The sequence below is a fragment of the Corallincola holothuriorum genome (assembly GCF_003336225.1).
Taxonomy (GTDB): domain Bacteria; phylum Pseudomonadota; class Gammaproteobacteria; order Enterobacterales; family Neiellaceae; genus Corallincola; species Corallincola holothuriorum.
This window is the reverse complement of the sequence record NZ_QPID01000002.1, coordinates 68247-92531: the sequence shown is the minus strand read 5'-3', so window position 1 is coordinate 92531 and position 24285 is coordinate 68247. Positions and strand designations below refer to the sequence as shown.

Genomic DNA, 24285 nt, shown 5'->3' with positions numbered 1-24285 from the left:
GAAGCACAATGACTACCAAACTACTCGCAATATCAGCAACTGCCGCAGCACTCATGCTGTCTGGTTGTGGTGAAGAGAAAAGCGCCGGCATTTCACCCCAGCAGTTTACCGATGCTCTGCATCTGGTGATGGATTCAGATCGTGCCGTATACACTAAAAAAGTAGTGGGCCGCCTCGCCAAGCAAGAGCAGGTGATTAAAGCCTCTGAACACTTTATGGATGACAAAGCACTACCGCTGCCCGCTCAGATGTTCCGATTTGGCGCAGAAACCGTGGCTGGCAAAACCGACAAGTTTAGCTATTCATTGCAATCACTTTGGCCCATCAACAGCCAGAATTCGCCTGTCACAGAAGCCGAAAAAGCGGGACTGCAGTTCATCATCGATAATCCCGGACAGAACTACTATGGCGAAGAGACACTGGGTGGGGTGACCTATTTCACTGCGGTATATCCAGATGTAGCAGTGGCGCCGGTATGCGCCAGTTGCCACAACGAACACAAAGATAGCCCTCGCACTGACTTTAAGGTGGGTGACGTCATGGGTGGTGTTGTGATCCGCGTACCTATTTAAGGAGTTCGCCATGCAAACAGCCAGATATTTGATCTGGCTGCCAGCCCTGCTGGTTATGGGCTGTCAGCCATCGGGTCCGGAGCCGGGCCAGCAGGTATGGGAGCAAACCTGCGCCGTATGTCACCTAAATGGCATAGCAGGCGCGCCCCCTATAGGTAATCAAGCTGCGTGGGCACCGCGGATCGCCAAAGGGCTAGATACCCTGGTCGGCCACGCCCAAAACGGCTTTGAAGGAGAGGAAGGCACCATGCCTGCCCGCGGTGGCAATACGTCCCTGACCGACACTCAGGTGGCAGAGGCCGTTAACTATATGATTAGTCAATCTCAATAAGGGATAGATCATGGGAATATTTTCTAGCCTGTTTGGCAAGAAGGAGCCAAAAATGGAAGCTGAAACCGAAGTAAAACTGAGTTTATATGAGCGTTTAGGTGGCGAAGCTGCCGTTGACGCTGCCGTTGATATTTTTTACCGCAAAGTGCTGATGGATGACCGCATCAGTGAGTATTTTGACGGTATCGATATGGATGCTCAGGCGAAAAAGCAAAAAGCATTTTTAACCATGGTTTTTGGTGGACCAGCGAACTACAACGGCAAAGATTTACGTACAGCTCACGCTGGTATGAAAGGTCTCAGCGACATCCATGTCGATGCCGTGGTTGAAAACCTGGGGGCAACACTAAAAGAGCTCGGCGTACCTGACAGCGATATTGCAGAAGTTGCGGCGATTGCTGAAAGTGTGCGCGATGACGTTCTCAATCGTTAAGCACCTTAGTTGCTATACCATGTGACCACGGGGCAGCCCCTTCTCGGTATATTGAGAAGGGCTTCCCGAGTCAGCGACATTACGCCCTTTGATACAACGAATAACCCCAGGTGACACCATGGCTAAAGTGCAATTTCAAGACGCCACAATAGAGATAAACCCAGACCAATCGCTACTCGAAGCCCTGCTGTCCGCTGACAAAAACATCCCCAACAGCTGCCGCTCCGGTCTTTGCCAAAGCTGCTTAGTCCAGTGCACTGACGGCCACATTCCCCACCCTGCTCAGAAAGGTCTATCGACAGCTGAAATTGAAACCAAACACTTGCTTGCCTGTCAGTGCTATCCCAGTACCGATATGACGGTGCAGCTCCCGGACAGTGGTGACCGCAAGATTGCCGCCACCGTAGTAGAAAAAACCCAACTTCCCGGCCAAGTCATCCGCCTTCGGCTCCATGCCAAACTCGACTATAAACCGGGGCAATACGTTAACCTTTGGCGCGATGAATCAACGATCAGGAGTTACTCCTTAGCCAGTGTTCCCGCTCTCGAAGAACACCTGGAATTTCATATTAGAGTGCAACCTGAAGGGCGTTTTAGCGGCTGGATGCAGGAATCTCTTCAGGTTGGCGATGAGCTACAACTACAAGGCCCGAATGGCCTTTGCTTTTACACTGCTGGCGACCCCGCTCAACCTATGCTGTTGGCAGGCATTGGCACGGGCTTAGCGCCATTGTGGGGAATTGCTCGTGATGCTTTAAAACAGGGGCATAGCGGCCCGATCCATCTCTATACCGGTGCCCGCAATGCCGACAACCTCTACCTGCATGAGGAGATAGCAGCGTTAGCGGCTGCCCATGACAACCTGCATTACCAGGTCAGCCTGCTTGAAACAGACACCCCCAGCGACGCGAAGACTATCGACCAGCTAATTGCCAGCCAGCATGATGCGTTAAATGGTTATCGTGTTTTTCTCTGTGGCTCGCCGCAGCGCGTCAACAAGCTGCGGAAGCTCTGCTTTTTGAAAGGAGCGAGCATGCAAGCGATCCAGTGCGATCTGTTTCAGCCCGCTGCTTAACGAAATAAAACAAACGTGCTAAATGGCCAATACTCTGGCCGTTCAGCTCACGAACCACCAATAAAACATAGCTTATAGGCCAGCTGAAACCGTTCATCTAACACCAAACAGCACTACTCAGCCTGTGCCAGCTCTGTCGTGGCCAAAGGCAAGTTAGCGGCTTTCCAGCCAATTAAGTCGCCCTCCAGATGACGCAGTTGAGTAAACCCCTTGGCTTGCAATAAGGCTTCAGCGATCCCTGCCCGGCGGCCACTGCGGCAATAAACCACAATCAACTCTTGTTGCTCACCGTCGAGCTCCTGCCAGCGCTTATCTAACTCATCATAAGAGATATTTATCGCCCCAGGAATATGACCGGCGGCATACTCTTCCGCGCTACGTACATCCAACAGGATCTGCTGAGGGTTATTCTCAGCTAACGCTAACCATTCCTGTTGCGAAATAAGCTGAATTTCACCAGCGGCTACCCAACTGCTCCATAAGGCACATATAGCGACAAGGATCCGTTTCATGATTAATACTCCCAACAATTAAAAGCCATGCAGGAAACGCGCTGTTTCGCGTGTCTCAGCGAAAGTGATTTCCTGCTAACTGAATGAGCTCTATTCAACACTGTCTGAGGAGCGGTTTCAAATTACAGAGGGGAAAAAATGAATATCAAAGCAAGAAACTAGAGCGAATGAAGATCGATGAGGATGGCGGAGATAAAAAAACACCGCCCGGAGGCGGTGCTTTCTACAACTTGCTAGTCAGCACTTAGGCTTCAGCAACAACACTCAGTTTAACGGTCGCAGTGATTTCACTGTGAACCTGAACGTCGATGTCGTATTCGCCAGTGTTGCGAATAGTGCCCAGCGGCAGACGAACTTCGCTCTTAACAACATCAACGCCAGCGGCGGAGATGGCGTCAGCGATGTCGCGAGTACCGATAGAACCGAACAGTTTGCCTTCGTCACCAGCTTTAGATGCGATAACCACATCTTCCAAGGCGCTCAGCTTGTCTGCACGAGCCTGCGCAGTCGCTTGTTGTGAAGCCAATTTAGCTTCCAACTCACTACGACGCTCTTCGAATACAGCCACGTTAGCTTTAGTTGCAGGAACTGCCTTACCGGTAGGGATCAGGTAGTTACGTGCGTAGCCAGCCTTAACGGTTACTTGGTCGCCCAAGCCACCCAGGTTAGCAATTTTATCAAGAAGAATAATTTGCATTACCTTTCCTCTTCAATTGGTCCGAGTTAGGCCCGGCCTTACTTATGCGTATCGCTGTAAGGCAGCAGAGCCAGGTAACGTGCACGTTTAATAGCGCGTGCCAGCTGACGCTGGTACTTTGCGCTAGTGCCGGTAATACGGCTAGGCACGATTTTGCCACTCTCAGTGATGTAACCTTTGAGTGTCTGGATATCTTTGTAATCAATTTCTGTGACGCCATCTGCGCTAAAGCGGCAGAATTTACGGCGGCGGAAAAAACGAGCCATGGCACGATCTCCTAAGCAATCATTTCAATCTGTTGGGCATGTAATACTAATTTTCCTACACCATTTGGTGTTCGATGATGGCTGATAAAGCCAGTCACATTAGCCACACTACCCTTAGTTAAATTTACAGTCTGGGGCTGAATTCCATGCCCGCTGGCGATAACGGTTACGTAACACCAAGCACGACGTGGAAAATCCGCTTCCATCTGCTGAGACTGATGTTCCAGTGCGAATTCGCAGTGGGGAACGCCAGCCGGACTTCTGCTCATCGCCGGTGTCGTTACGACCGTTCCGGTCAACACCAAACGATTATCAGCGTCCATTACTCAGCTTTTGGCGCTTCTTCAGCCGCAGGGGCTTCAGCAGCCGGAGCTGGTGCAGCAGCTGGAGCTGGCGCAGCTTCTTCGCGGCGAGCCGGACGTTCGTCACGGTCGTCACGACGGGCTGGACGCTCGTCACGTGCTTTAGCCATTGGTGACTGCTCAGTAACAGCGCTTTTGGTTTTCATAACCATGTTGCGCAGCACAGCGTCGTTGAAGCGGAAAGCTGTTTCCAGCTCGTCTACGCTTTCAGCAGTCGCTTCTACGTTCATCAGGACGTAGTGTGCTTTGTGCAACTTGTCGATTGGGTAAGCCAGTTGACGACGACCCCAATCTTCAAGACGGTGTACTTGACCGCCTGCAGCAGTGATCACGCCAGTATAACGCTCGATCATGCCTGGTACTTGCTCGCTTTGGTCCGGATGAACCATAAAAACGATTTCGTAATGACGCATTTAAACGCTCCTTACGGGTTAACAGCCTCTGGGCCTCGGCTCAGCCACACCGATATAGAGGCAAGGAACTTATGAAATGGCTGATTTCAGGGACGCGAATAGTACAGAAATTCATCGCCACGCTCAAGGACTATCTTTAGTAGCAGAACGAATAAAAATCCCGCCTTAACAGGTCTACTTCTATGTCACTTGCAGACAACCGAAGGAAATAAGGAACAGCTATGGCAATTGAGCAGATGATCATCGCCTTAATCATGTTGTTAGCTGCTAGCCTGTTTTCAGAACCTGTCGCTCAATGGTTACGCCTGCCCCATACTCTGCTGTTAGTATTTATTGGATTCATTGGCTCAGAGTTAGTATTGCTTGCTGGCTATGATACGGGGCTTCGTGCCGACACTTTTCAACACCTAGTGGTGTTTGTCTTTCTACCGATTTTGATTTTTGAAGCAGCATTTGCCATCAATGCTCAGGCACTGATAAGGCTACTCCTACCCATCATGAGTCTGGCAATCATTGGGGTACTGCTGACCACCGCGGTCATCGGTGCTGCACTGTATTACGCCATCGGTCATCCGCAAGGCTTTCCCTGGAGCTCAGCACTGTTGGCAGGGGTACTACTCGCCGCTACAGATCCTGTCGCTGTCGTCACACAACTAAAGTCATTGGGCGCGCCCGAGCGCTTAGCGATCATGCTTGAGGGTGAAAGCCTATTTAATGATGCCACCGCCATCGTCTTGTTCTCCGTACTATTGCTGATCGCCAGTGGCGGTAGCCAGATGAATGCAAGCGATGCCTTGCTTGAGTTTCTCCGCGTGTTTCTCGGTGGGGCAGCCATCGGCGCTGTCATTGGTCTTGTTGGCGTGTGGATTATGCACAAGCTAGTCAGTTTTCCGCAACGGGCACAGCTAACCCTGCTGCTGGCATACGGCAGCTTTAGTGCAGCTGAGATGTGGTTGCACGTGTCCGGCGTGATGGCGGTACTGATCTGTGGCCTGCTGGTGGGGAATCTAAGCCAACGACAAACCGAGGGTGCCTCTTTCCGCACGCAGCAGCCATCACTCCATGAACGCCTGCACCAATTGTGGGGGCTACTTGGCTACTTGGCCAACGGCCTGCTGTTTTTGTTGATGGGTATTACGATCACCCTAAATATGTTCACTGAACGCTACCTGGCGATGATGATTGGCATCTTCGCTATTTTGCTGGCTCGCGGATTGAGCATTCCATTCAGCCTGGCGATTGCCAGACTGATACGCGGCCCCAAAATAACACTACAAGAGCAACGCATTATGCACTGGGGGGGCCTCCGCGGCGCCATAACGTTGGTGTTGGCTCTCTCACTACCCACCTCGATTGAAGGCTGGTGGACCATCCAATCAATTGCTTACGGTGTGGTGATCTTTACCTTGCTGGTTCAAGCCCCCAGCATGCCATGGCTACTGCGTAAAAGTGGTTTAAACCGGAAAAAGTGAACATCCCTCAGCCAGAAAAACCGTTAGTTCACGGTATGTTTGAGCATGAAATGGCGCTTTCAGACAAAGCGGCTGTAACAAGGAGGTGAGATGACCCATAATCGATTGTGCCGTTAGTTGATCATGAGAGAGCCACCATGTTTGAGTTAGATCCATGCTTAGAGCAAGATTCTGTTTTCATTATCGACCTGCCGCTTTGTCAGCTACGCATGGAAAATGATCAACGCTTTCCCTGGCTGCTACTGATCCCCCGTCAACAAGGCCTGGTCGAAGTCACCGAGTTGTCAGCAGCGCAACAACAACAGCTCATACAAGAGAGCTGTCGGGTCTCTAACGCGCTGAAGAAACTCACCGGTTGCAAAAAGATAAATGTGGCCAGTTTAGGTAACGTCGTGGCCCAACTGCATTGGCATGTGGTGGCGCGTTTTGAATCCGATGCAGCCTGGCCTGGACCTGTGTGGGGCGCTGGCGAAGCACAGCCCTGGAACGAAAAAGAGCGCGACGAGTTTATCGCCGCGCTCTTACATCAATTAAACTTATCCGCGCCCTAAGGCACAGCTTAAGATTGACGCTGACGCACCACCTCATACAAACAGATACCCGCAGCCACTGATACATTTAGGCTGCTGACTGTCCCCGCCATCGGCAACTTAACCAGCTCATCGCAATGCTCCCTGGTCAAACGGCGCAAGCCTTTGCCTTCTGCGCCCATGGCAATCGCCATTGGCCCAACCAACTTGGTTTGATAAAGGTTGGTGTCCGTTTCTCCAGCGGTCCCTACGATCCACACGCCCGCATCTTGCAGATGTCGCATGGTACGAGCCAGGTTGGTGACAGCCACCAACGGTACTGACTCAGCAGCGCCACAGGCGACTTTACGCACGGTAGCGTTAAGTGAGGCGGATTTATCCCGAGGCACCACCACGGCATCCACACCGGCGGCATCTGCACATCGTAGACACGCGCCAAGATTGTGCGGATCGGTCACGCCATCCAAGATCAACAAAAACGGCTGTTCAGTGCGTTCAAGGATCTTATCCAGATCATGCTCATTGAGGGCAGGCGCGGGCTTAATACGTGCCACGACCCCTTGGTGAGTAGCACCAGCCGTTTTATCATCCAACGCTTTACGGGACATCTGTTGCACCGAGATACCGTTGCGCTGACCGAGATTAACTATCTCAGTCAGTTTTTCATCTAGCCGACCTTTTAACAGGTAAAGCTCAATAAACTGTTCTGGCGATTTCTTCAACGCCGCCGCAACGGCATGAATGCCAAATATAAGATCAGACTGATTCACCCAAATTACCTTCTAATTATCTGGTTGTTAGCTATTTACGCTTTTTCTTGGCTGGTTTTTTCTTCGCTTTACCGCCACCAAGCGCAGCAGCGGCTGAGCGCTGCGCCGCAGACATACCAGAGTTCTTACCCTTCTTACCGCGGCCTCCGGCTTTACCTTTCTTCGATGGCGCAACAATACCGGCTTTCATCTTGTCTCGCTCACTGACCGCTTTTCCGCCGCTTTTGCCACGAGAGGCACCCGCTTTATTCCGTCCAGCGCCACCACTCTTGCCACGCCCTTTACCACTGGAGTTACGACCACTGCCGCTACGTCCTTTATTCGCCGTGGCGTTTTCACCCGCCAGTTCAAAGTCGATCTTACGATCTTCAAGGTTGACCCCCACCACTTTGACGCAAACAGTATCTCCGAGGCGATAACGTGTATGGCTGTTTTCACCAATCAGCTGATGGTGCACCTGATCAAACTGATAGTAGTCATTCTTCAACGTAGAGACATGAACCAAACCATCGATCAACAGATCATTCAAACGCACAAAGAAGCCAAAACTGTTCACCGACGAGATCACACCGAACAACTCGTCACCAACGTGATCCTGCATATACTCACATTTCAGAAACGCATCAACATCACGGGTCGCATCATCGGCACGGCGCTCGGTCATCGAGCACTGAGGGCCAAACAGATCCATCTCTTCGGTCTGATAGTGATAGCCGCCGGTGGGTGTCCAGCGCTGCTTTTGATCGCCATGAGTTTCTTTCGCCACCAGATACTTCAACGCCCGATGGAGTAGAAGATCCGGATAGCGGCGGATCGGCGAGGTAAAGTGACTGTATGCAGCCAACGCTAGGCCAAAATGACCTTCATTATCAGCATCATAGATAGCCTGCTGCATCGAGCGCAGCAACATGGTTTGGATCAACTCCTGATCTGGTCGCCCCTCAATCTGACTGACCAGGGCACCGAAATCAGACGGTGTAGGCTTATCATCACCGCTCAAGTTAAGACCTAACTCACCAATAAAGCGCCGGAAGTTCTGCAGCCGTTCTTGCCCCGGAGATTGATGCACGCGATACAGTGCTGGCTCTTTGTGCTTACCGACAAAGCGGGCAGAGGCAACATTTGCCAAGATCATGCACTCTTCGATCATCTTGTGGGCGTCATTGCGCTCCACCGGCACTATCTCTTCAATTTTCCGCTGCGCATTAAAAATGAAACGGCTTTCTACTGTTTCAAATTCGATGGCACCACGCTGCTGGCGCGCACCTTTTAAAGCACAATACAGACGATGCAACTCTTGCAAGTGAGGAACCTGAGTCGCGTACTGCTCATTCAGTTTCTCATCGCCATCAAGAATGGCAGCAACTTTGTTGTAGGTGAAACGAGCATGGCTATTCATGACCGCTTCATAAAACTTATATCCGGATAGCTGCCCCTTCGCACTCACCGTCATCTCGCACACCATACAGAGGCGATCGACTTGCGGATTCAAAGAGCAAAGCCCATTGGAGAGCTTCTCAGGCAACATGGGGATCACCTGATTCGGAAAGTAGACTGAGTTGCCACGATTCTGCGCTTCGTTATCCAATGCGGTATCGGGTCGCACGTAATAGCTAACATCGGCAATGGCTACCCACAGGCGCCAACCGCCGGAGCGTTTTTTCTCACAATAGACGGCGTCGTCAAAGTCGCGAGCATCTTCACCATCAATGGTAACAAGCGGTAAGTCACGCAGATCTACTCGGTCGCCCTTGGCCTCTTCCGGTACCTCTTCACCCACTTTTTTTATCTGCCGCTTAACATCTTTCGGCCACTCATGGGGGATATCATAGTTGCGCAGGGCGATCTCGATCTCCATGCCCGGCGCCATATGCTCGCCCAGCACCTCGATCACCTTACCCATGGCATTGAAACGTTGCGTCGGTCGAGTTGTGATCTGACAAACGACGATCTGACCATGCCGAGCGCCTAATTTATCTTCCGGTGGGATCAGAATATCTTGATTAATACGGGTATCATCGGCCACCACAAAGCCCATGCCATTTTCCACAAAGTAACGCCCGACAATCTCCGGATTGCGCTCCTCCACCACACGAACCACACGGGCTTCTTTGCGCCCCTTTCGGTCAGTGCCGACCTCTTGTACCAGCACCTTATCGCCGTGCAGCACTGTGGCCATCTGGCGGTCATGCAGGAACAGGTCTTCTCCTTTGCCACTGGCCGTTTCTGGCCGGACAAAACCAAACCCCTCGCGGTGAGCGATCACTGTACCTTTAATCAAGTTCAGTCGTTCTGGCAGCGCATATTTTTTACTGCGATTAAACACCAGCTGACCATCTCGTTCCATTGCTCGAAGACGGCGTTTCAAAGCGATACTCTGATCCTCGCCCTGCAAATCCAACTGTGCCTTCACTTCATCATAAGAGAGGGGAGCCGAGCTGGCTTCAAACAGAGAAAGAAGATAGGTGCGGCTAGGGATAGGATTTTCGTATTTAGCCTGTTCCGAGGCCAATTCCGGATCTTGATGCGGTTTATTCACTTAAACTGCCTACTGTGTGGAGTTACCCACAGTATACCGGATCTGTGAACAAGCGCCGAATCACAGTTCCACTATGTATTATAAATTAACCCTTTATCGACGCTTGCTTCAGTTCGGCCACCACTTCTGGTGGCATATGAGTGGCCAATTGGGCAAGTAATTTGGCAGCACGTTGGTGGGTTGCCTTGTCGGCGATCACTGCTTCACTTAGCCAACGATAAGCATCCGCGTAGTCATAGGGACTCCCCTGCCCGGCAGCAAAAATCTCTACCAGCTCCAGTTGTGCACGAAGGTTGCCTAATGAAGCCGCTTCCCGCAGGTAAACAATGGCCCTATCGAAATTCTTCTGCACCAAGATGCCTCGATGATAGTAGCGGCCAAGTTGTTCCAATGCTGCAGGTAAGCCTTGACTCGCGGCACGCTCGATATAATGAATGCCTAACGGCGCATCCCGGTCATAACAAACTCCCCAAGCCAGCATGTCGCCATAGAGGAATTGATAAACGGGAACTTCCATCTTTTTAGCGCGCGCTTCGATATCAGCGACCAGCTGACAATCGTCATCCTTTACCTGCTGCAGATGCTTATTTGCAACAATCAACTGTCCTAACTGATCCTGAGAGTAGATCTGAATGGCACGCAAAGGCGGCGCGGTTTCTATCTCTGGTTCACCCGCCAACACTGGGGCGGTGTCAGCACCTGGTGCTGGGGCTGGTTCGTTGGCGAACGTCGTGACAGATAGCCCAAGTAAAATGCATAGGGCACTAAATCGAATAATCATCTTTTACTACCTTTGGTGCGATAACCCGTTATCGGCATCGATGGCTCAAGCTTTAGTGTAACCCAACCACTACATCTTAGTTGAGCCTACGCAGCGCTCAAATTTTGAACAAATAGATGTTCGCCAGTATGATCTTGATCCATTGAGGTGTCACTGAAGCCACCAGCGGCTGAGAAGTCGTTATACTCAACATAGATCAACAAGAGCCTATGCAGGGAGAGCCTAAATGTTGAGACTGATGTTGTTATGTTGTTCGTTATTTATTCTGTTTCCCGCCCATGCCAATAACCAACTAAAGGTGCTTTCTCCTGTTATTGGTCATTGGACAACTAAAGAGGGCAATGCCAGACAACATTTCTACTGGGGTGTGGGTGAGCGGATTATCCACGGTTATATGGAGATACCATTAGGTGACGGTTGGCAACGGGTCTCTGAAGGCTCATACCACTGGGATCCCGTCACCAGCAATATTCGTGGCACCTTCGTTGGCATCAACATGGGAATTTCCTTGTTCTATGTAAAAGGCGCAATGGAGGGAGGCAAACTGGTGTTTCATAACCGTACCCTCAGTGAACAAGGGCAATGGCTAGACAGCGTTGAAACATGGACCTTTGGTAACCCAAACAGTTTTGAATATGTTATCGAAAAAGTGGAAGCCGGTCATCGCAAGCCATGGTTACACGGCCAGTGGTTGAGAGTGCAGGAAGAACCAGAAGAAAACCAACGATAAAATAACGCGACTAAACGACAAACAATAAAAAAGCCGCATCAATGCGGCTTTTTTGCTCCCGTAACACACTTAAGCTATTCGGCGAAAGGGTGACGCAGGATCATGGTTTCATTTCGGTCTGGACCCGTAGAGATAATATCGACCGGCACTTCCAGCAACTCTTCAATGCGCTTGATGTAGTTACGCGCTTCGACTGGGAGTTTCTCAACCTCTGTCACTCCATAAGTCGAACTCTGCCAACCAGGCATTGACTCGTACAAGGTTTCAACCTCTTCGTAGCCATCAGCAGCCATCGGCGGAACGTCAACGACAGAGCCATCTTTAAGCTTATAGCCCGTACAGATTTTCAGTTCGTCCAAACCATCAAGTACATCCAACTTAGTCAGGCATAAACCTGTGATGGAGTTGATCTGCACAGCACGACGCATCACTACAGCATCAAACCAGCCACAACGACGCTGACGCCCAGTGGTTGCGCCAAACTCGTGGCCTTTGGTTCCCAGGTGGTTACCCACTTCACAACCAAGTTCAGTAGGGAACGGACCCGCACCCACACGAGTGGTGTACGCCTTAACGATACCCAGCACATAATCGAGATGACAAGGACCAAAACCAGCACCAGTGGCGACACCACCAACCGTGGTATTGGAAGAGGTCACATAAGGGTATGTACCGTGGTCGATATCCAGCAAGGTACCTTGAGCACCTTCAAACATAATGGATTCGCCGTTCTTACGAGCCTTATCCAATACGTCCGTGACATCAACGGTCATCGCTTTCAATGTATCGGCGATGGCAAGGCAATCGGCCAATACCGTGTCGTAATCCACTGCATCAACTTTGTAGTAATCGGTCAGCATAAAGTTGTGATATGCCATCACCTCTTTCAGCTTCACAGCAAAGTCTTCAGCGTTGAACAGGTCACCGACACGTAAACCGCGACGGGATACCTTATCTTCATAAGCGGGACCGATACCACGACCAGTGGTACCAATAGCTTTCTTACCGCGCGCTTTTTCACGGGCAACATCTAATGCCACGTGATACGGCAGGATAAGCGGACATGCTTCTGAAATGAACAAGCGCTCGCGCGCAGGTATACCACGCTCCTCAAGCATCTTAAGCTCTTTAAACAAAGCATCCGGAGCCAAAACCACGCCATTACCGATAAGGCATTTCACGTTGTCACGTAAAATTCCTGATGGGATAAGGTGCAGAACGGTTTTTTCACCGTCTATCACCAAGGTGTGACCCGCATTGTGTCCGCCTTGATAGCGCACAACATAGCTGGCTTGATCTGTTAGCAGGTCTACGACCTTGCCTTTACCTTCGTCACCCCATTGGGTGCCTAGCACTACAACGTTTTTGCCCATTTCTCAGGTCGCCACTGTTCTAACGGTTGCGAGGAAAAGCGGGATTCTAGCAGATCTGGTGGAGAGATCACCCTTTTTGCCTAAGGATCAGCCATAACAACAGCAAACCTGCTGAAACCATTACCAATCCAATTTGGCGAAGCAACTCTGGGGACTGCGCTGACATGCGCCGAAGTAGACGGCTCCAGCGGTTAGGAAACATGAGTGGACCAACGCCCTCAACAACAAGTAGTAATGCAAATCCAATCAATAAACCAGTTGTTAGCATGCTGTCTAAATTCCCTACTCAGAATACACGCAATAAAAAGGGGCCTGAAAGGCCCCTGTCGTCTATTTTAGTTCAGCTTGTTTCATGTACTGGAAGAATTCACTGTCAGGACGGATAACCAAAATATCCCCCTTGTTAGCGAAACTCTCGCGGTAAGCCCGTAAAGAGCGCAAGAAAGCAAAGAACTCAGGATCTTTGTTGTAAGCATCAGCAAAAACTTGTGCCGCAGACGCGTCACCTTCGCCTCGTAACGTACGCGACTGACGTTCAGCATCCGCCAACATGACTGTCACTCGGCGATCCACTTCCGCCATGATGATCTCCGCTTGCTCTCGCCCTTTCGAACGGTGCTCACGGGCAACAACTTCACGTTCAGTACGCATTCGGTTAAAGATCGCATCACGGATCTCTTCCGGTAGGTTGATGGTTTTCACCCGCACATCGACCACTTCGATGCCCAGGTCTTTAGCACTTTCCGCACCTTCGCTTAAGGCTTCCGCCATCAAATCATCACGTTCACCAGAAACGATCTCCTGAATAGTACGGGTACCAAATTCAGTACGCAGACCGTTCGTGATTTTCAGTTCCAGCAAGCCTTCTGCACGATAGCGATCACCACCGGTAGCCAGATAATACTTGGCAAAATCTTTGATCCGCCATTTAGCGTACGAATCAACCAGCAAATCTTTCTTCTCTTTGGTGATAAAACGATTTTCCTGAGCGCTCAATGTTTGCAGACGCGCATCCAAAATCTTTACCCCATCGATCAGAGGGATCTTAAACTGTATACCTGGCTCATAAACCACTGCCAACCCGTCTGCTCCACGGATGACCTTTTTAAACCGCTCAACAATACCGCGCTCGCCCTCTTTGACGACAAAGACAGAGGAATAGAACAGCACCGCAATCAGGGCAACTAAAACGACTCCAATACGTTGCATCATTAATTTCTCCCCTGACGGAAACCTTGGTCACGAACAGTACGTCCATTGACCTCAGGATAAGCATTATCACTAACAGATGAGTCGATCACCATAGGTGGCGTACCTGAACTTGGGCTACGCGCATTATCACGTTGCTGCATCATCTTTTCCAACGGCAGGTACATGATGTTGTTACCACCTTCGACATCGACCAATACCTTGCTGGTATTGCTCAATACAGACTGCATCATTTCGATATACAGACGACTACGAGTCACTTCAGGTGCCGCTTGGTATTGAGGCAACATTTGTTCGAACTGGGCCACTTCACCCTGTGCTTCCAACGTTACCTTCTGCTTATAACCTTCAGCCTCTTCCAACATACGCTCTACATGACCTCGAGCCTGAGGCTCTTTCTCGCGAGCGTAAGCGCGTGCCTTGTTGATGATCCGCTCTTCATCTTCTCGTGCCGCAACCGCATCATCAAATGCATCACGTACTTGCTGAGGCGGACGCGCATTCTGAAAGTTAACATCACGAATGGTGATACCGATGCCGTAGTTCTCGATAATCTTTTCTAACTCTTTCCACGTATCTTGACGCACCTGCTCGCGGCCTTCACTAAGCACGTCATCCATGCGGGCATGACCGACGACATAACGCAATGCGCTGTCCGTTGCCTGCTTCAGGGTGTCATAAGGATCCGGCACGCTAAATAGGAAGGCACGCGGGTCAACGACGCGGAACTGTACTTCCATCTCCACGCGCACCACATTTTCATCACGGGTTAACATGTTGCCACGGGACGGCATAGATTGCGTGGTGCTGACATCGACAGCGATATAATCGTCAATAAACACTGGACGCCAATGAAGACCAGGCTGTACCTCTTCGTGATAAGCACCAAAACGCAAAACCACACCGCGCTCAGCTTCCCGAATGGTATAAAAACCACTTAATGCCCAAACAATGACGGCAACCACCAATACCAAGCCGATAATGCCGGCAGAAAAACCGCCGCTGCTCGCACCCGAACCGCCGCTGCCACCAAAGATCCCGCCTAAACGGCGTGAAACATTTCGAATCGCTTCATCTAAATCAGGAGGTCCCTGATCGCGGCCACCTTTATTTCCCCAAGGGTCTTTATCTTGACCCCCTTTCCCCGGCTCATTCCACGCCATCGATGCTACTCCAGTTTTATGGATGCTCTATTAATCAAAGAATTACGTTAATCTATTCTTCTGCCATCCAACTAATGACAGATATATGACTCAATTGGTTCCGGTGAATGCTTAATTAATCTCTGCCAATCAGCACTTGGCATGCGCACCGTCATTAACCAGCCACCTTGTTCCGTATACTCATCTTGCTGCACACAATTCAAGCCATACAGCACCCCTCGCACCCTACCAAGTTGCGGAGGAAGGTTTAAACAGTGCTCAACCACCGTGCCAGATAAACGCTCACTTAACGCTTCAAACAGCAACTCAATACCGAGATCCTGCTGCGCCGACAACCAGACACTGACCGGTAAGCCATCATCATCCCGTTCAATACGGGGCGACATATCCTCGACCAAATCAATCTTGTTATACACCATGAGCACGGGCACTTCACCCGCATCGATCTCATCCAGCACCAAATTGACCTGATAGGTATTGTCTTGCAAACGTTCGTCTGCAACATCAACCACATGCAACAGCAATTGCGCTTCCTGCGTTTCCTGCAGGGTCGCTTTAAATGCCGCCACCAGATCATGGGGGAGATGACGAATAAAACCAACCGTATCCGCTAAAATAGTCGGTCCAACATCATCTATATCCAATTTTCTCAATGTTGGATCTAGGGTCGCAAATAGCTGATCTGCGGCATACACCCCAGCATCAGTAATACGGTTAAACAGCGTCGACTTACCTGCGTTGGTATAACCCACTAATGACACCGTTGGAATTTCCACCCGGCGCCTGGCTCGGCGACCCTGCTCTCGCTGCTTTGAGACCTTGGCCAATCGCTTGAGAATGTGATTGATACGCCCACGCAATAATCGACGATCAGTTTCCAGCTGGGTTTCACCCGGTCCCCGCAAGCCAATACCACCTTTTTGCCGCTCCAAGTGGGTCCAGCCACGGATCAAGCGCGTAGAAAGATGGCGCAATTGGGCAAGTTCAACCTGCAGCTTACCTTCGTGAGTACGCGCCCGCTGCGCAAAGATATCCAGGATCAGGCCGGTACGGTCGATCACTCGACACTTACATATCTGTTCCAGATTGCGCTCTTGAGAGGGAGATAGCGCATGATTAAAGATAATAAGGTCTGCCGAGGTTGCCTGAACCAAGGCAGCCACTTCATCAGCCTTACCTGCGCCAATAAAATATTTTGCACTAGGAGAAGGACGGCGGGTAGTGACCACATCAACAGCATCAACTCCCGCCGAATGAACAAGCATCTTTAACTCTGTTAAATCTTCCCGTTCACCCTCGTCTGTGAAATCAACATGAACCAGGATCGCCTGTTCACCAACGTCATAACGGTCAAACAAGCGTTATCGCCTCCAGTCCATTAACCACTTTGATCGCCATTTTCAGGCTTACCTGCGGTATGACTTGCATGTGAGATGGGACGTGCTGGAACCACGGTTGAAATAGCATGCTTGTAAACCATCTGGCTCACAGTGTTTTTCAAAAGGATCACAAACTGGTCAAATGACTCTACCTGTCCCTGTAATTTAATCCCGTTTACCAGATAAATAGAAACTGGCACACGTTCCTTACGCAAAGCGTTTAAAAATGGATCCTGCAAAGATTGCCCCTTAGACATCGCCTTATCCTTATTATTTTATTATTGCTAATTATTATGTGAAGAGATTTCCCTAAACAAGACAGTAGTATAAACAACACAGACCTGTCTAGCGAATGGCTGCAAGCAAGATTTTCAGGTTATTTTTATCATCACTTTGCAACCAGGTAACATTTGGCCAACTTCGTAACCAGGTTAATTGCCTTTTGGCCAATTGTCTTGTCGCCACAACACCACGAAAGATCATCTCTTTTTCATCATAACGGCCTTCGAGATATTCCCAAACCTGGCGGTAGCCAACACAGCGAATTGACGGCAGATCTATGTGTAGATCGCCACGCTCATACAAGCGCCTCACCTCTTCCACCAAGCCCTGCTCGACCATCTGTTTAAAACGCAATTCGATGCGCTGATGAAGTACCTGACGGTCATTCGGCGCAATCGCAAATTGCACGACATCAAAAGGCAAAGGCTCCGCAGATTGTTGCGCGATCCATTCTGATAAGCTTTTACCACTACTCCGATAAACCTCTATCGCGCGGGACAGCCGTTGCGGATCATTGGGGTGGATACGGGCAGCTGAGTCTGGATCGAACGAGGCGAGTTCGTCATGCAAAGCTTGCCAGCCTTTGCTGTCAGCTTCCAGTTCAATCTGTTTGCGCAGATCGGGATCAGCCTCCGGCAGCTCAGATAGCCCTTCCAGCAAGGTCTTAAAATACAGCATAGTGCCACCAACCAGCACAGGTAATTTACCCGCGGCCACGGCATTGTGCATAAGTTGCAAAGCGTCTTGGCGAAATCGTGCTGCAGAATAGGCCTCCGCCGGATCAATCACATCAATGAGCTGATGCGGACATTGCGCCAGCTCTGCTGAAGAGGGTTTCGCCGTACCGATATCCATCCCTCGATAAACCAATGCAGAATCGACACTGATCACCTCACAGGGATACGCCTCATTCAACGCCATAGCCAGATCCGTTTTACCAGAAGCGGTAGGCCCCATCAGAAATATCGCTTTAGGTTTGCTTACGTTAGCATCAGTGTTCATGGTGCTCCGGATAACGATTGCTAAGTTCGGCCATTGCACTGTTTAAGCCGATCTCAATACTGTTATTTCTTAGTAGAGAATCTATCTCATTGGACGGCAACACCTCTTGCAACCAATGTTGCAACTGGGCAAGCGATTGCGTCTGCTGAGCTGTCGCGAGCGGCATGGCCAACCACTTCACTAGCTGTGACAGTGTCACTTCGGCATTTTGCGATAAGAACTCTAACAACGGCGGTATGATTGTCGACCAGCTTACTTGCCGCAATCTTGCCGGGATCGTTTTCAGAATTAGCTTGCCCCTCTTCGGTTGCGCCATCTGCAATCCTAGCTGCGTAAGCAACGCCTCATGATGTTGCGCGGCATGAACAAGTTCGTCAGATAAAGAGAAGCTCACCGGCAGTAACAGAGGTTGCGCAACGATACCATCAGCGACATCCGCTATCAGAGCACATTGAATTCGCTGTTGATAAGCCGGAATTAATGCCGCTAAATACAACTGTCCATCATCACGAAACAGCAGGTAATGCTGTTGATGAATGGCCAACCATTGAAGATCCGTGCTTTGGTCACCTGATAACACAGGTGTAGCGGCTGAGTCATCGGCCGGCACCGTCATCAACTGGCTATAGGCTGCCGCGGCGGCGGGCTCAACAGCACCCTGCCCGCGATAAGTGGATGGCGCATGGCGAGCGCGACCGTCATAGCTGGCCGATTGTGGTTCAGCAATCCTTAATGCCGGTGGCTGGTAGCCCGCATCGTTGCTGGTCTCAGTTTTCGCCTCAGCAGCAAAGCTCGGCGAACTCCCGGAGCTGTCTGCAACAACACTCTGCGGCAGAGTTTCCGGTGCGGCAATTTCTCCCCAATTAAGCCCTTCATTCAATGCCTGATGCAAAACCTGATAGATATAGTCATGCACCAATCGGGACTGATGAAAACGCACCTCATGTTTGGCGGGATGAACATTCACATCCACCTGCCGTGGGTCGATATCAAAATAGAGCAGAAATACCGGCTGCAGATCAGCTGGCAGCAGCTCATCATAGGCCTGACGTACCGCATGATTAATCAGTTTATCGCGCATCACACGGCCGTTAACGTAACAGTACTGATAATCATGGCTCGGTTTGCAGGCTTGCGGATGCGCCAACCAACCCCGTATCTGCATATCATGGTGTTGTGCTTTGACTTGGATAGCTTGCGCCAAAAATTTTTGCCCAAATACCACCTGCAGACGTTTGCCTAAGGCAACGTCAGAATCACCACTACGAAATTGGCGCACCGGTTTGCCGTTGTGGGTCAGAGTAATGGACACATCTTGTCGCGCTAATCCAATCCGCTTAACCACTTCATCAATGTGATTGAATTCGGTTTTTTCGGTACGCAAAAAACGGCGACGGGCTGGCGTATTGAAGAATAGATCGGCCACCTCTACGGTAGTGCCTTGAGGGTGGCTGGCAGGGAGTAATTCAACCGCCATATCACGCCCCTCGGCTTTTGCCGCCCACGCTTCGCTCTGTTCGGCACTGCGGGAAGTGAAAATAAGGCGGGACACGGAACTGATACTGGCGAGTGCTTCGCCACGAAACCCCATACTGGTGATCGCTTCGAGATCATCCAATGTGCTGACCTTAGATGTCGCGTGGCGGCTCAGTGCCAGTGTCAGTTGCTCCTTTTCAACACCACAGCCATTATCACGAATACGGATAAGTTGATGACCGCCGCGAAGGATATCGATCTGGATCCGCGTTGCCCCTGCGTCCAAGCTGTTCTCCAACAACTCTTTAACCACAGATGCGGGGCGTTCGACAACTTCACCCGCCGCGATCTGATTAGCCAAACGCGGGGGTAGGATTTGAATGGGCATCGACTCAGGAACTCGGTATTGTCAGCACTTGACCTATTCTGAGCATATCGCTTTTTAACTGATTGGTCTTCTTCAGTTGCGTGACCGACGTATTGTAGCGCTGAGCTAGCACAGATAAAGATTCACCGCTTCGAACCGTATGCGTGCGCGGATGTAAGCTGGCGTAAAGGCTACCTTCAGGTGGCGCTCTGCGAAAATACCGACTAACGCCCTTAAAGATCGCTTTCGCCAATCCTACTTGATGGGATTTGCTATTAAGTAGCTTCTCTTCTTCCGGATTAGAGATAAAGCCAGTTTCAATCAATATAGAAGGGATATCTGGTGATTTCAGCACGGCTAAACTGGCTGATACCGGCTCTTTTTTATGTAACTTGGTCACTTTACCCATGTAGTAAAGAATGTCTTTACTCGCCTCATAGCCTGTCGCTCGGCTGTTATCCATCGACATATCAAGCAAGGTTTGCGTTAAGTATTTTTCACTCTGAGCATCAGACAACACCTCGCCAGCGCCACCGAGCAATTCTGAATGTTTCTCGGTCTTCTCCAGCCAACGGCCGATCTCTGTTTTGGCTCGACGGTTCGACAAATACCACACCGAGGCCCCCCGCGGCTGTGGCGAAGTAAAGGCATCAGCATGGATCGATAGTAACAGATCAGCACCGTGTTGGCGGGCCAGTTCAGAGCGACGGTTGAGGCCGACATAATAATCACCGGTGCGCAACAGCACCGCCTTCATGCCCTTTTCCGCGTCAATAAGCTTACCCAAACGGCGGGCAATTTCTAACGTCACTTTTTTCTCGTAGATACCACGGCCACCGATAGAGCCAGGATCTTCGCCACCATGACCAGCATCAATGGCGATCACAATCTCACGTTTTTGCTCACTGCGGTTATTGGTGATCACCGCCTTTTTTTTCTTTTCATCAAACAGATCGATTACCACCCGATCGCCATATGGCTCGGTAGGCTTCAAGGCAAACACCTTTGGCTTCAATGCCTGTTTCAGATCTAACACCACGCGCAGGGTGCCTTTCTTGGGTGGTTTGCTGGTACGTACCTTTTTAACCAGATCGCTGCCTTTAGCAACATTTCGCAAATCTAATGATGTATTTGAAGATTTAAAGTCAAATACCAGACGATCAGGATTTTTCAACGCAAAATAGCTGTACTCTGCCGGTGCTGACAGATCAAACACCACACGGGTATTGTCCGGTGATGGCCACACCCTCACACCATGCAACTCCGCAGCCATGGCACTCAGACTGACCGCCATCGCTACCCAGACGGTTGCGCCTATTCGGATCAGTTTACCCAACATCTTCATACCACTCATGTCACTCATTTTCTGTTACGCTGCTAAACGCAGTACCGCTCTTTAATGCTGCCAAGATAGCAATACCGCGCACATTTTTTGCTGTCATTGTCAGCTGCCTCGCCTCGCCCTCATAAGCCAAGGAGACAGTGAGATCCGCCTCGGGAAGAAACCCCTCCCCACGTTGCGGCCATTCTATTAGAGAAACGTTATTGTCTGCAAAGTAATCACGAACCCCCATAAATTCAAGTTCCTCGGGGTCTGCAAGGCGATAAAGGTCGAAGTGGAACACACTTTGCTCTCTAAACTGGTAACTCTCCACCAAGGTGTAGGTCGGACTTTTCACATTGCCATTATGCCCTAATCCTTGCACTACACCGCGACTAAAGGTGGTTTTGCCTGCACCTAAATCACCATACAGGTAGATCACTGCTCCCTGCTTCAGCGCCGGCGCCAAGCATTTGCCAAAGGCGACAGTGGCATCACTGTCAGGCAGTAGGAAGTTCAACTGTTTGGTGTCTTCTGTTTCTGTCATCTTACGGATTCACTAACGTTCGAATATGTGGCAATAAATCAGTGGCACAGGTACCACGCTCTCCCATGATGGTTGCCATATCTGCAGCATCTCCATGAATACAGACAGCCAACGCGGCGGCATCACTGATCGTCAAACCTTGGGCAATCAATGCGGCGATTATACCGCAAAGTATGTCTCCCATCCCGCCACTGGCCATACCGGGATTTCCCACCGTCGCGACAGCGAGCTGTTGGCCGTCATAAATGAGCGTGCCGGGGCCTTTCAGAACCACGACCCCCCCCAATTTTTTCTGCAATGCCCGCACGGCCGCATACCGATCTTGCTCAACCTCTTCAATATCACAGCCAAGCAGACGCGCCGCTTCGCCAGGATGAGGAGTTAATACCCAATTATTGCGATATGGGATATCCGGCATCGCGGCCAGCAGATTCAAGGCATCGGCATCAACGACCAACGGCTGAGGTTGTTGCAAGGTGGCCTGGAGATGTTGTAACCCCCAAGAGCGCCGCCCCAGACCAGGACCGACGACCACCACATCAGCCCAATTAAGTCGGTTTTCAACCAGCTCATCACTCTCGGCGGACTCAAGGCACATCAACTCAGGCTGCTGTGCCAACATCACCGCCTGATGACCAGGATGCGTGATAGTGGCAATCAAACCCGCCCCAGCCCTTAACGCAGCTCGCGCCGCCAATACTAATGCGCCAGCGTAACTCTGGTCTCCACCAACCAAACTGACTCGGCCATAATCTCCTTTGTGGGAAACCTTTGAACGGGGCGCGATTAACGGATTAAAGGTCTGACGCCGAACTAAACCAACACAAGATTCAACGAGTCCATCAAATGCCGCGCCAATACCTAAATCATTAAACTGCAGCTCACCCACATGATCTGCGGCGCTACCGGTAAATAGTCCCAACTTACGACCAACAAAACAGATGGTTGCCGTGGCGTGCACTGCGTAGGATTCAACCCAACCCGTATCGGCATTCATCCCCGACGGAATATCAATAGCAAGCACAGGTACACCAGCATTATTGATGCAGGCTATCACCTCATCAAAGGGCGATCGCAGTGGACCTTTTGCCCCAGTACCTAACATGGCGTCAACAATCACATCCGCTTTGGCTAATAGCTCCGGCTGCCAACCGGTAACCTCACCCCCTGCGGCCATAAATGCCGCTTTTGCCTTGGCGGCATCACCAGCGGATTGTTCCGAATGTCCCACTTGACACAGAGTGACCTGCAACTCTTCCGAAAGCGCCAAACGGCCTAAGACAAAGCCGTCACCACCATTATTCCCCCGTCCGCATAATACCAATATATTGGTGGCTAACGGCCACCGACTCCGAAGTGCAAGGTAAGCGGCATTGCCCGCCCGTTGCATCAAATCCCAAAGTGACAAGCCGACCGAGATAGCAGCTTCGCCTTCATGCTTTTGCACTTCAGACGCGGAATAGAGTGGGTATGTTAGACTGGAGCCCTTAAGAGTCGAACGATCCATATTCATGTCGATTAAAACTTCACCGGATTTAATTCAGTTAACTGAAGATATCAAGCGCTGGGGCCAAGAGCTAGGCTTTCAGCAAGTTGGTATCAGCGATCTTGATCTGCGCGATCAAAAACAGGGGATGGAGCTGTGGTTAGCCAATGGCTATCACGGTGAGATGCAGTACATGACGGCCCATGGGGATATGCGCTATCACCCAGAGCAGTTGCATCCTGGCGCACTAAGAGCGATCACTGTGCGTATGGACTACCTACCGGAAAACGCGCAGTTTGCTGCCAACTTAAGCGATCCCAATCAGGCCTACATCAGTCGCTACGCCTTAGGGCGCGATTATCACAAATTGATCCGGAATCGGCTAAAGAAATTAGCCCAACGCATTGCCGAACAGATCGATGGTGTGAATGCCCGCCCCTTTGTCGATTCAGCGCCCATACTGGAGCGACCATTGGCTGCCAAAGCGGGGCTGGGGTGGATCGGAAAACACAGCCTGTTATTAGACGAGCAGGCTGGAAGCTGGTTTTTCCTAGGTGAGTTACTCATCAATCTACCGCTACCGGTCGATACGGCGAGTGACACCGCCCCCGGCTGTGGCAACTGCAAAGCTTGCATCACCATCTGTCCGACGCAGGCCATTGTTGAACCCTATGTTGTTGACGCCCGCCGCTGTATCAGCTACCTGACCATTGAACACCCAGGGATCATTGATGAAGCGCTACGCCCACTCATGGGAAATCGCATTTATGGCTGCGATGACTGCCAGTTAATCTGCCCATGGAATCGCTATGCGCAACTGACTCAGGAGGGGGACTTTTCACCACGACAACAACTGCATCCACAAAAACTATTAGATCTGTTTGCTTGGGATGAAGCCACCTTTTTGAAAAATACCGAAGGCAGCCCGATCCGGCGGATCGGCCATCAACGCTGGCTACGTAACATCGCCATCGCCTTGGGCAATGCGCCGTATAACGAGGCGATCGTTACTGCGTTAACTAACGTAATACAAGCTGAGCCATCGGAGATGGTTGGTGAACATGTTGGGTGGGCGATTCAACAACAGAGAAGTAAGTCCGCTGATTATGAACTTCGACGGCAAACCCAGCGTCTAATCAACAGTGTCGAACGCGCGCTCCCCAGAGATGCGTAATGGCGACACCCAATTAACAATTG

General features: G+C 50.7%; 27 protein-coding genes. 8 read left to right on the top strand and 19 right to left on the bottom strand.

What is annotated here, in order from left to right:
* Window positions 1–8 precede the first annotated feature (8 nt).
* The 4 genes from DU002_RS03385 (at window position 9) to DU002_RS03370 (ending at window position 2411) form a co-directional block, all read left to right on the top strand.
* Window positions 9–572: a Tll0287-like domain-containing protein gene (locus DU002_RS03385; protein ID WP_114336956.1), complete on the top strand. Its 564-nt coding sequence runs from the start codon at window positions 9–11 to the stop codon at window positions 570–572.
* 10 nt (window positions 573–582) lie between these two features.
* The gene (locus tag DU002_RS03380; protein WP_114336955.1) at window positions 583–903 is read left to right on the top strand and encodes a c-type cytochrome; all 321 of its coding nucleotides are present in this window, start codon (window positions 583–585) and stop codon (window positions 901–903) included.
* Between the two features lie 10 nt (window positions 904–913).
* Entirely contained in the window at window positions 914–1336 is a 423-nt protein-coding gene (locus DU002_RS03375) for a group I truncated hemoglobin (RefSeq protein ID WP_233496406.1), read from the top strand.
* Window positions 1337–1454: 118 nt separating this feature from the next.
* Window positions 1455–2411 carry a 2Fe-2S iron-sulfur cluster-binding protein gene (locus tag DU002_RS03370; RefSeq protein WP_114336953.1) on the top strand — a complete coding sequence of 319 codons (957 nt, stop codon included), beginning with the start codon at window positions 1455–1457 and terminating at the stop codon, window positions 2409–2411.
* Window positions 2412–2524: 113 nt separating this feature from the next.
* On the opposite strand, the gene DU002_RS03365 is transcribed toward DU002_RS03370, so the two are convergent.
* From DU002_RS03365 to rpsF, 5 genes are all read right to left on the bottom strand, one after another.
* Window positions 2525–2923 (bottom strand): rhodanese-like domain-containing protein, encoded by a 399-nt coding sequence (locus DU002_RS03365; RefSeq protein ID WP_114336952.1) that lies wholly within the window; start codon window positions 2921–2923, stop codon window positions 2525–2527.
* A gap of 244 nt (window positions 2924–3167) precedes the next feature.
* Complete coding sequence (rplI, locus tag DU002_RS03360) at window positions 3168–3620, bottom strand: 50S ribosomal protein L9 (RefSeq protein ID WP_114336951.1); 453 nt, start codon at window positions 3618–3620, stop codon at window positions 3168–3170.
* A gap of 38 nt (window positions 3621–3658) precedes the next feature.
* Window positions 3659–3886: a 30S ribosomal protein S18 gene (gene rpsR / locus DU002_RS03355; RefSeq protein ID WP_114336950.1), complete on the bottom strand. Its 228-nt coding sequence runs from the start codon at window positions 3884–3886 to the stop codon at window positions 3659–3661.
* An 11-nt stretch (window positions 3887–3897) separates the two neighbouring features.
* The gene (priB, locus tag DU002_RS03350; protein WP_114336949.1) at window positions 3898–4209 is read right to left on the bottom strand and encodes a primosomal replication protein N; all 312 of its coding nucleotides are present in this window, start codon (window positions 4207–4209) and stop codon (window positions 3898–3900) included.
* A complete protein-coding gene (rpsF, locus tag DU002_RS03345; protein ID WP_114336948.1) occupies window positions 4209–4661 on the bottom strand; it encodes a 30S ribosomal protein S6 in 453 nt (150 codons plus the stop codon). Before rpsF ends, priB begins: the two co-directional genes overlap by 1 nt.
* A 221-nt stretch (window positions 4662–4882) precedes the next feature.
* Here rpsF and DU002_RS03340 point away from each other — a divergent pair, with 221 nt between their 5' ends.
* On the top strand, window positions 4883–6133 hold the full coding sequence (locus tag DU002_RS03340) for a cation:proton antiporter (RefSeq protein ID WP_114336947.1): 1251 nt from the start codon (window positions 4883–4885) through the stop codon (window positions 6131–6133).
* A 137-nt stretch (window positions 6134–6270) separates the two neighbouring features.
* Entirely contained in the window at window positions 6271–6684 is a 414-nt protein-coding gene (locus DU002_RS03335; protein WP_114337371.1) for an HIT domain-containing protein, read from the top strand.
* A gap of 8 nt (window positions 6685–6692) precedes the next feature.
* Here the strand turns inward: DU002_RS03335 and rlmB are convergent, their stop codons facing one another.
* The 3 genes from rlmB to DU002_RS03320 form a co-directional block, all read right to left on the bottom strand.
* On the bottom strand, window positions 6693–7433 hold the full coding sequence (rlmB, locus tag DU002_RS03330) for a 23S rRNA (guanosine(2251)-2'-O)-methyltransferase RlmB (protein ID WP_114336946.1): 741 nt from the start codon (window positions 7431–7433) through the stop codon (window positions 6693–6695).
* Window positions 7434–7464: 31 nt separating this feature from the next.
* Window positions 7465–9972, bottom strand: coding sequence for a ribonuclease R (gene rnr, locus DU002_RS03325; protein WP_114336945.1), 2508 nt, complete (start codon window positions 9970–9972; stop codon window positions 7465–7467).
* Window positions 9973–10057: 85 nt separating this feature from the next.
* Window positions 10058–10753: a tetratricopeptide repeat protein gene (locus tag DU002_RS03320; RefSeq protein WP_114336944.1), complete on the bottom strand. Its 696-nt coding sequence runs from the start codon at window positions 10751–10753 to the stop codon at window positions 10058–10060.
* Between the two features lie 226 nt (window positions 10754–10979).
* Between DU002_RS03320 and DU002_RS03315 the strand changes: the two genes are divergently transcribed.
* Window positions 10980–11483 carry a hypothetical protein gene (locus tag DU002_RS03315; RefSeq protein ID WP_114336943.1) on the top strand — a complete coding sequence of 168 codons (504 nt, stop codon included), beginning with the start codon at window positions 10980–10982 and terminating at the stop codon, window positions 11481–11483.
* Between the two features lie 74 nt (window positions 11484–11557).
* On the opposite strand, the gene DU002_RS03310 is transcribed toward DU002_RS03315, so the two are convergent.
* From DU002_RS03310 to DU002_RS03260, 11 genes are all read right to left on the bottom strand, one after another.
* Window positions 11558–12856, bottom strand: coding sequence for an adenylosuccinate synthase (locus DU002_RS03310; protein ID WP_114336942.1), 1299 nt, complete (start codon window positions 12854–12856; stop codon window positions 11558–11560).
* 67 nt (window positions 12857–12923) lie between these two features.
* Complete coding sequence (locus DU002_RS03305) at window positions 12924–13124, bottom strand: DUF2065 domain-containing protein (protein WP_114336941.1); 201 nt, start codon at window positions 13122–13124, stop codon at window positions 12924–12926.
* A 62-nt stretch (window positions 13125–13186) separates the two neighbouring features.
* Window positions 13187–14065 carry a protease modulator HflC gene (gene hflC, locus DU002_RS03300; protein WP_114337370.1) on the bottom strand — a complete coding sequence of 293 codons (879 nt, stop codon included), beginning with the start codon at window positions 14063–14065 and terminating at the stop codon, window positions 13187–13189.
* A gap of 2 nt (window positions 14066–14067) precedes the next feature.
* A complete protein-coding gene (gene hflK / locus DU002_RS03295) occupies window positions 14068–15228 on the bottom strand; it encodes an FtsH protease activity modulator HflK (protein ID WP_114336940.1) in 1161 nt (386 codons plus the stop codon).
* A gap of 71 nt (window positions 15229–15299) precedes the next feature.
* Entirely contained in the window at window positions 15300–16586 is a 1287-nt protein-coding gene (hflX, locus tag DU002_RS03290) for a ribosome rescue GTPase HflX (RefSeq protein ID WP_114336939.1), read from the bottom strand.
* A gap of 20 nt (window positions 16587–16606) precedes the next feature.
* Window positions 16607–16864, bottom strand: a complete 258-nt coding sequence (gene hfq / locus DU002_RS03285) for an RNA chaperone Hfq (protein WP_114336938.1) — start codon at window positions 16862–16864, stop codon at window positions 16607–16609.
* A gap of 88 nt (window positions 16865–16952) precedes the next feature.
* On the bottom strand, window positions 16953–17891 hold the full coding sequence (gene miaA, locus DU002_RS03280; RefSeq protein WP_114336937.1) for a tRNA (adenosine(37)-N6)-dimethylallyltransferase MiaA: 939 nt from the start codon (window positions 17889–17891) through the stop codon (window positions 16953–16955).
* Window positions 17881–19755, bottom strand: a complete 1875-nt coding sequence (mutL, locus tag DU002_RS03275) for a DNA mismatch repair endonuclease MutL (protein ID WP_114336936.1) — start codon at window positions 19753–19755, stop codon at window positions 17881–17883. The genes miaA and mutL overlap by 11 nt, the downstream gene beginning before the upstream one ends.
* 4 nt (window positions 19756–19759) lie before the next feature.
* Window positions 19760–21088, bottom strand: a complete 1329-nt coding sequence (locus tag DU002_RS03270; RefSeq protein WP_233496405.1) for an N-acetylmuramoyl-L-alanine amidase — start codon at window positions 21086–21088, stop codon at window positions 19760–19762.
* 1 nt (window position 21089) lies between these two features.
* Window positions 21090–21602, bottom strand: a complete 513-nt coding sequence (gene tsaE, locus DU002_RS03265; protein WP_114336935.1) for a tRNA (adenosine(37)-N6)-threonylcarbamoyltransferase complex ATPase subunit type 1 TsaE — start codon at window positions 21600–21602, stop codon at window positions 21090–21092.
* A gap of 1 nt (window position 21603) precedes the next feature.
* Window positions 21604–23109, bottom strand: a complete 1506-nt coding sequence (locus DU002_RS03260) for an NAD(P)H-hydrate dehydratase (RefSeq protein ID WP_158537948.1) — start codon at window positions 23107–23109, stop codon at window positions 21604–21606.
* A gap of 4 nt (window positions 23110–23113) precedes the next feature.
* On the opposite strand from DU002_RS03260, the gene queG reads away from it, so the two are divergent.
* Window positions 23114–24262, top strand: a complete 1149-nt coding sequence (gene queG, locus DU002_RS03255) for a tRNA epoxyqueuosine(34) reductase QueG (protein WP_114336933.1) — start codon at window positions 23114–23116, stop codon at window positions 24260–24262.
* Window positions 24263–24285 lie beyond the last annotated feature (23 nt).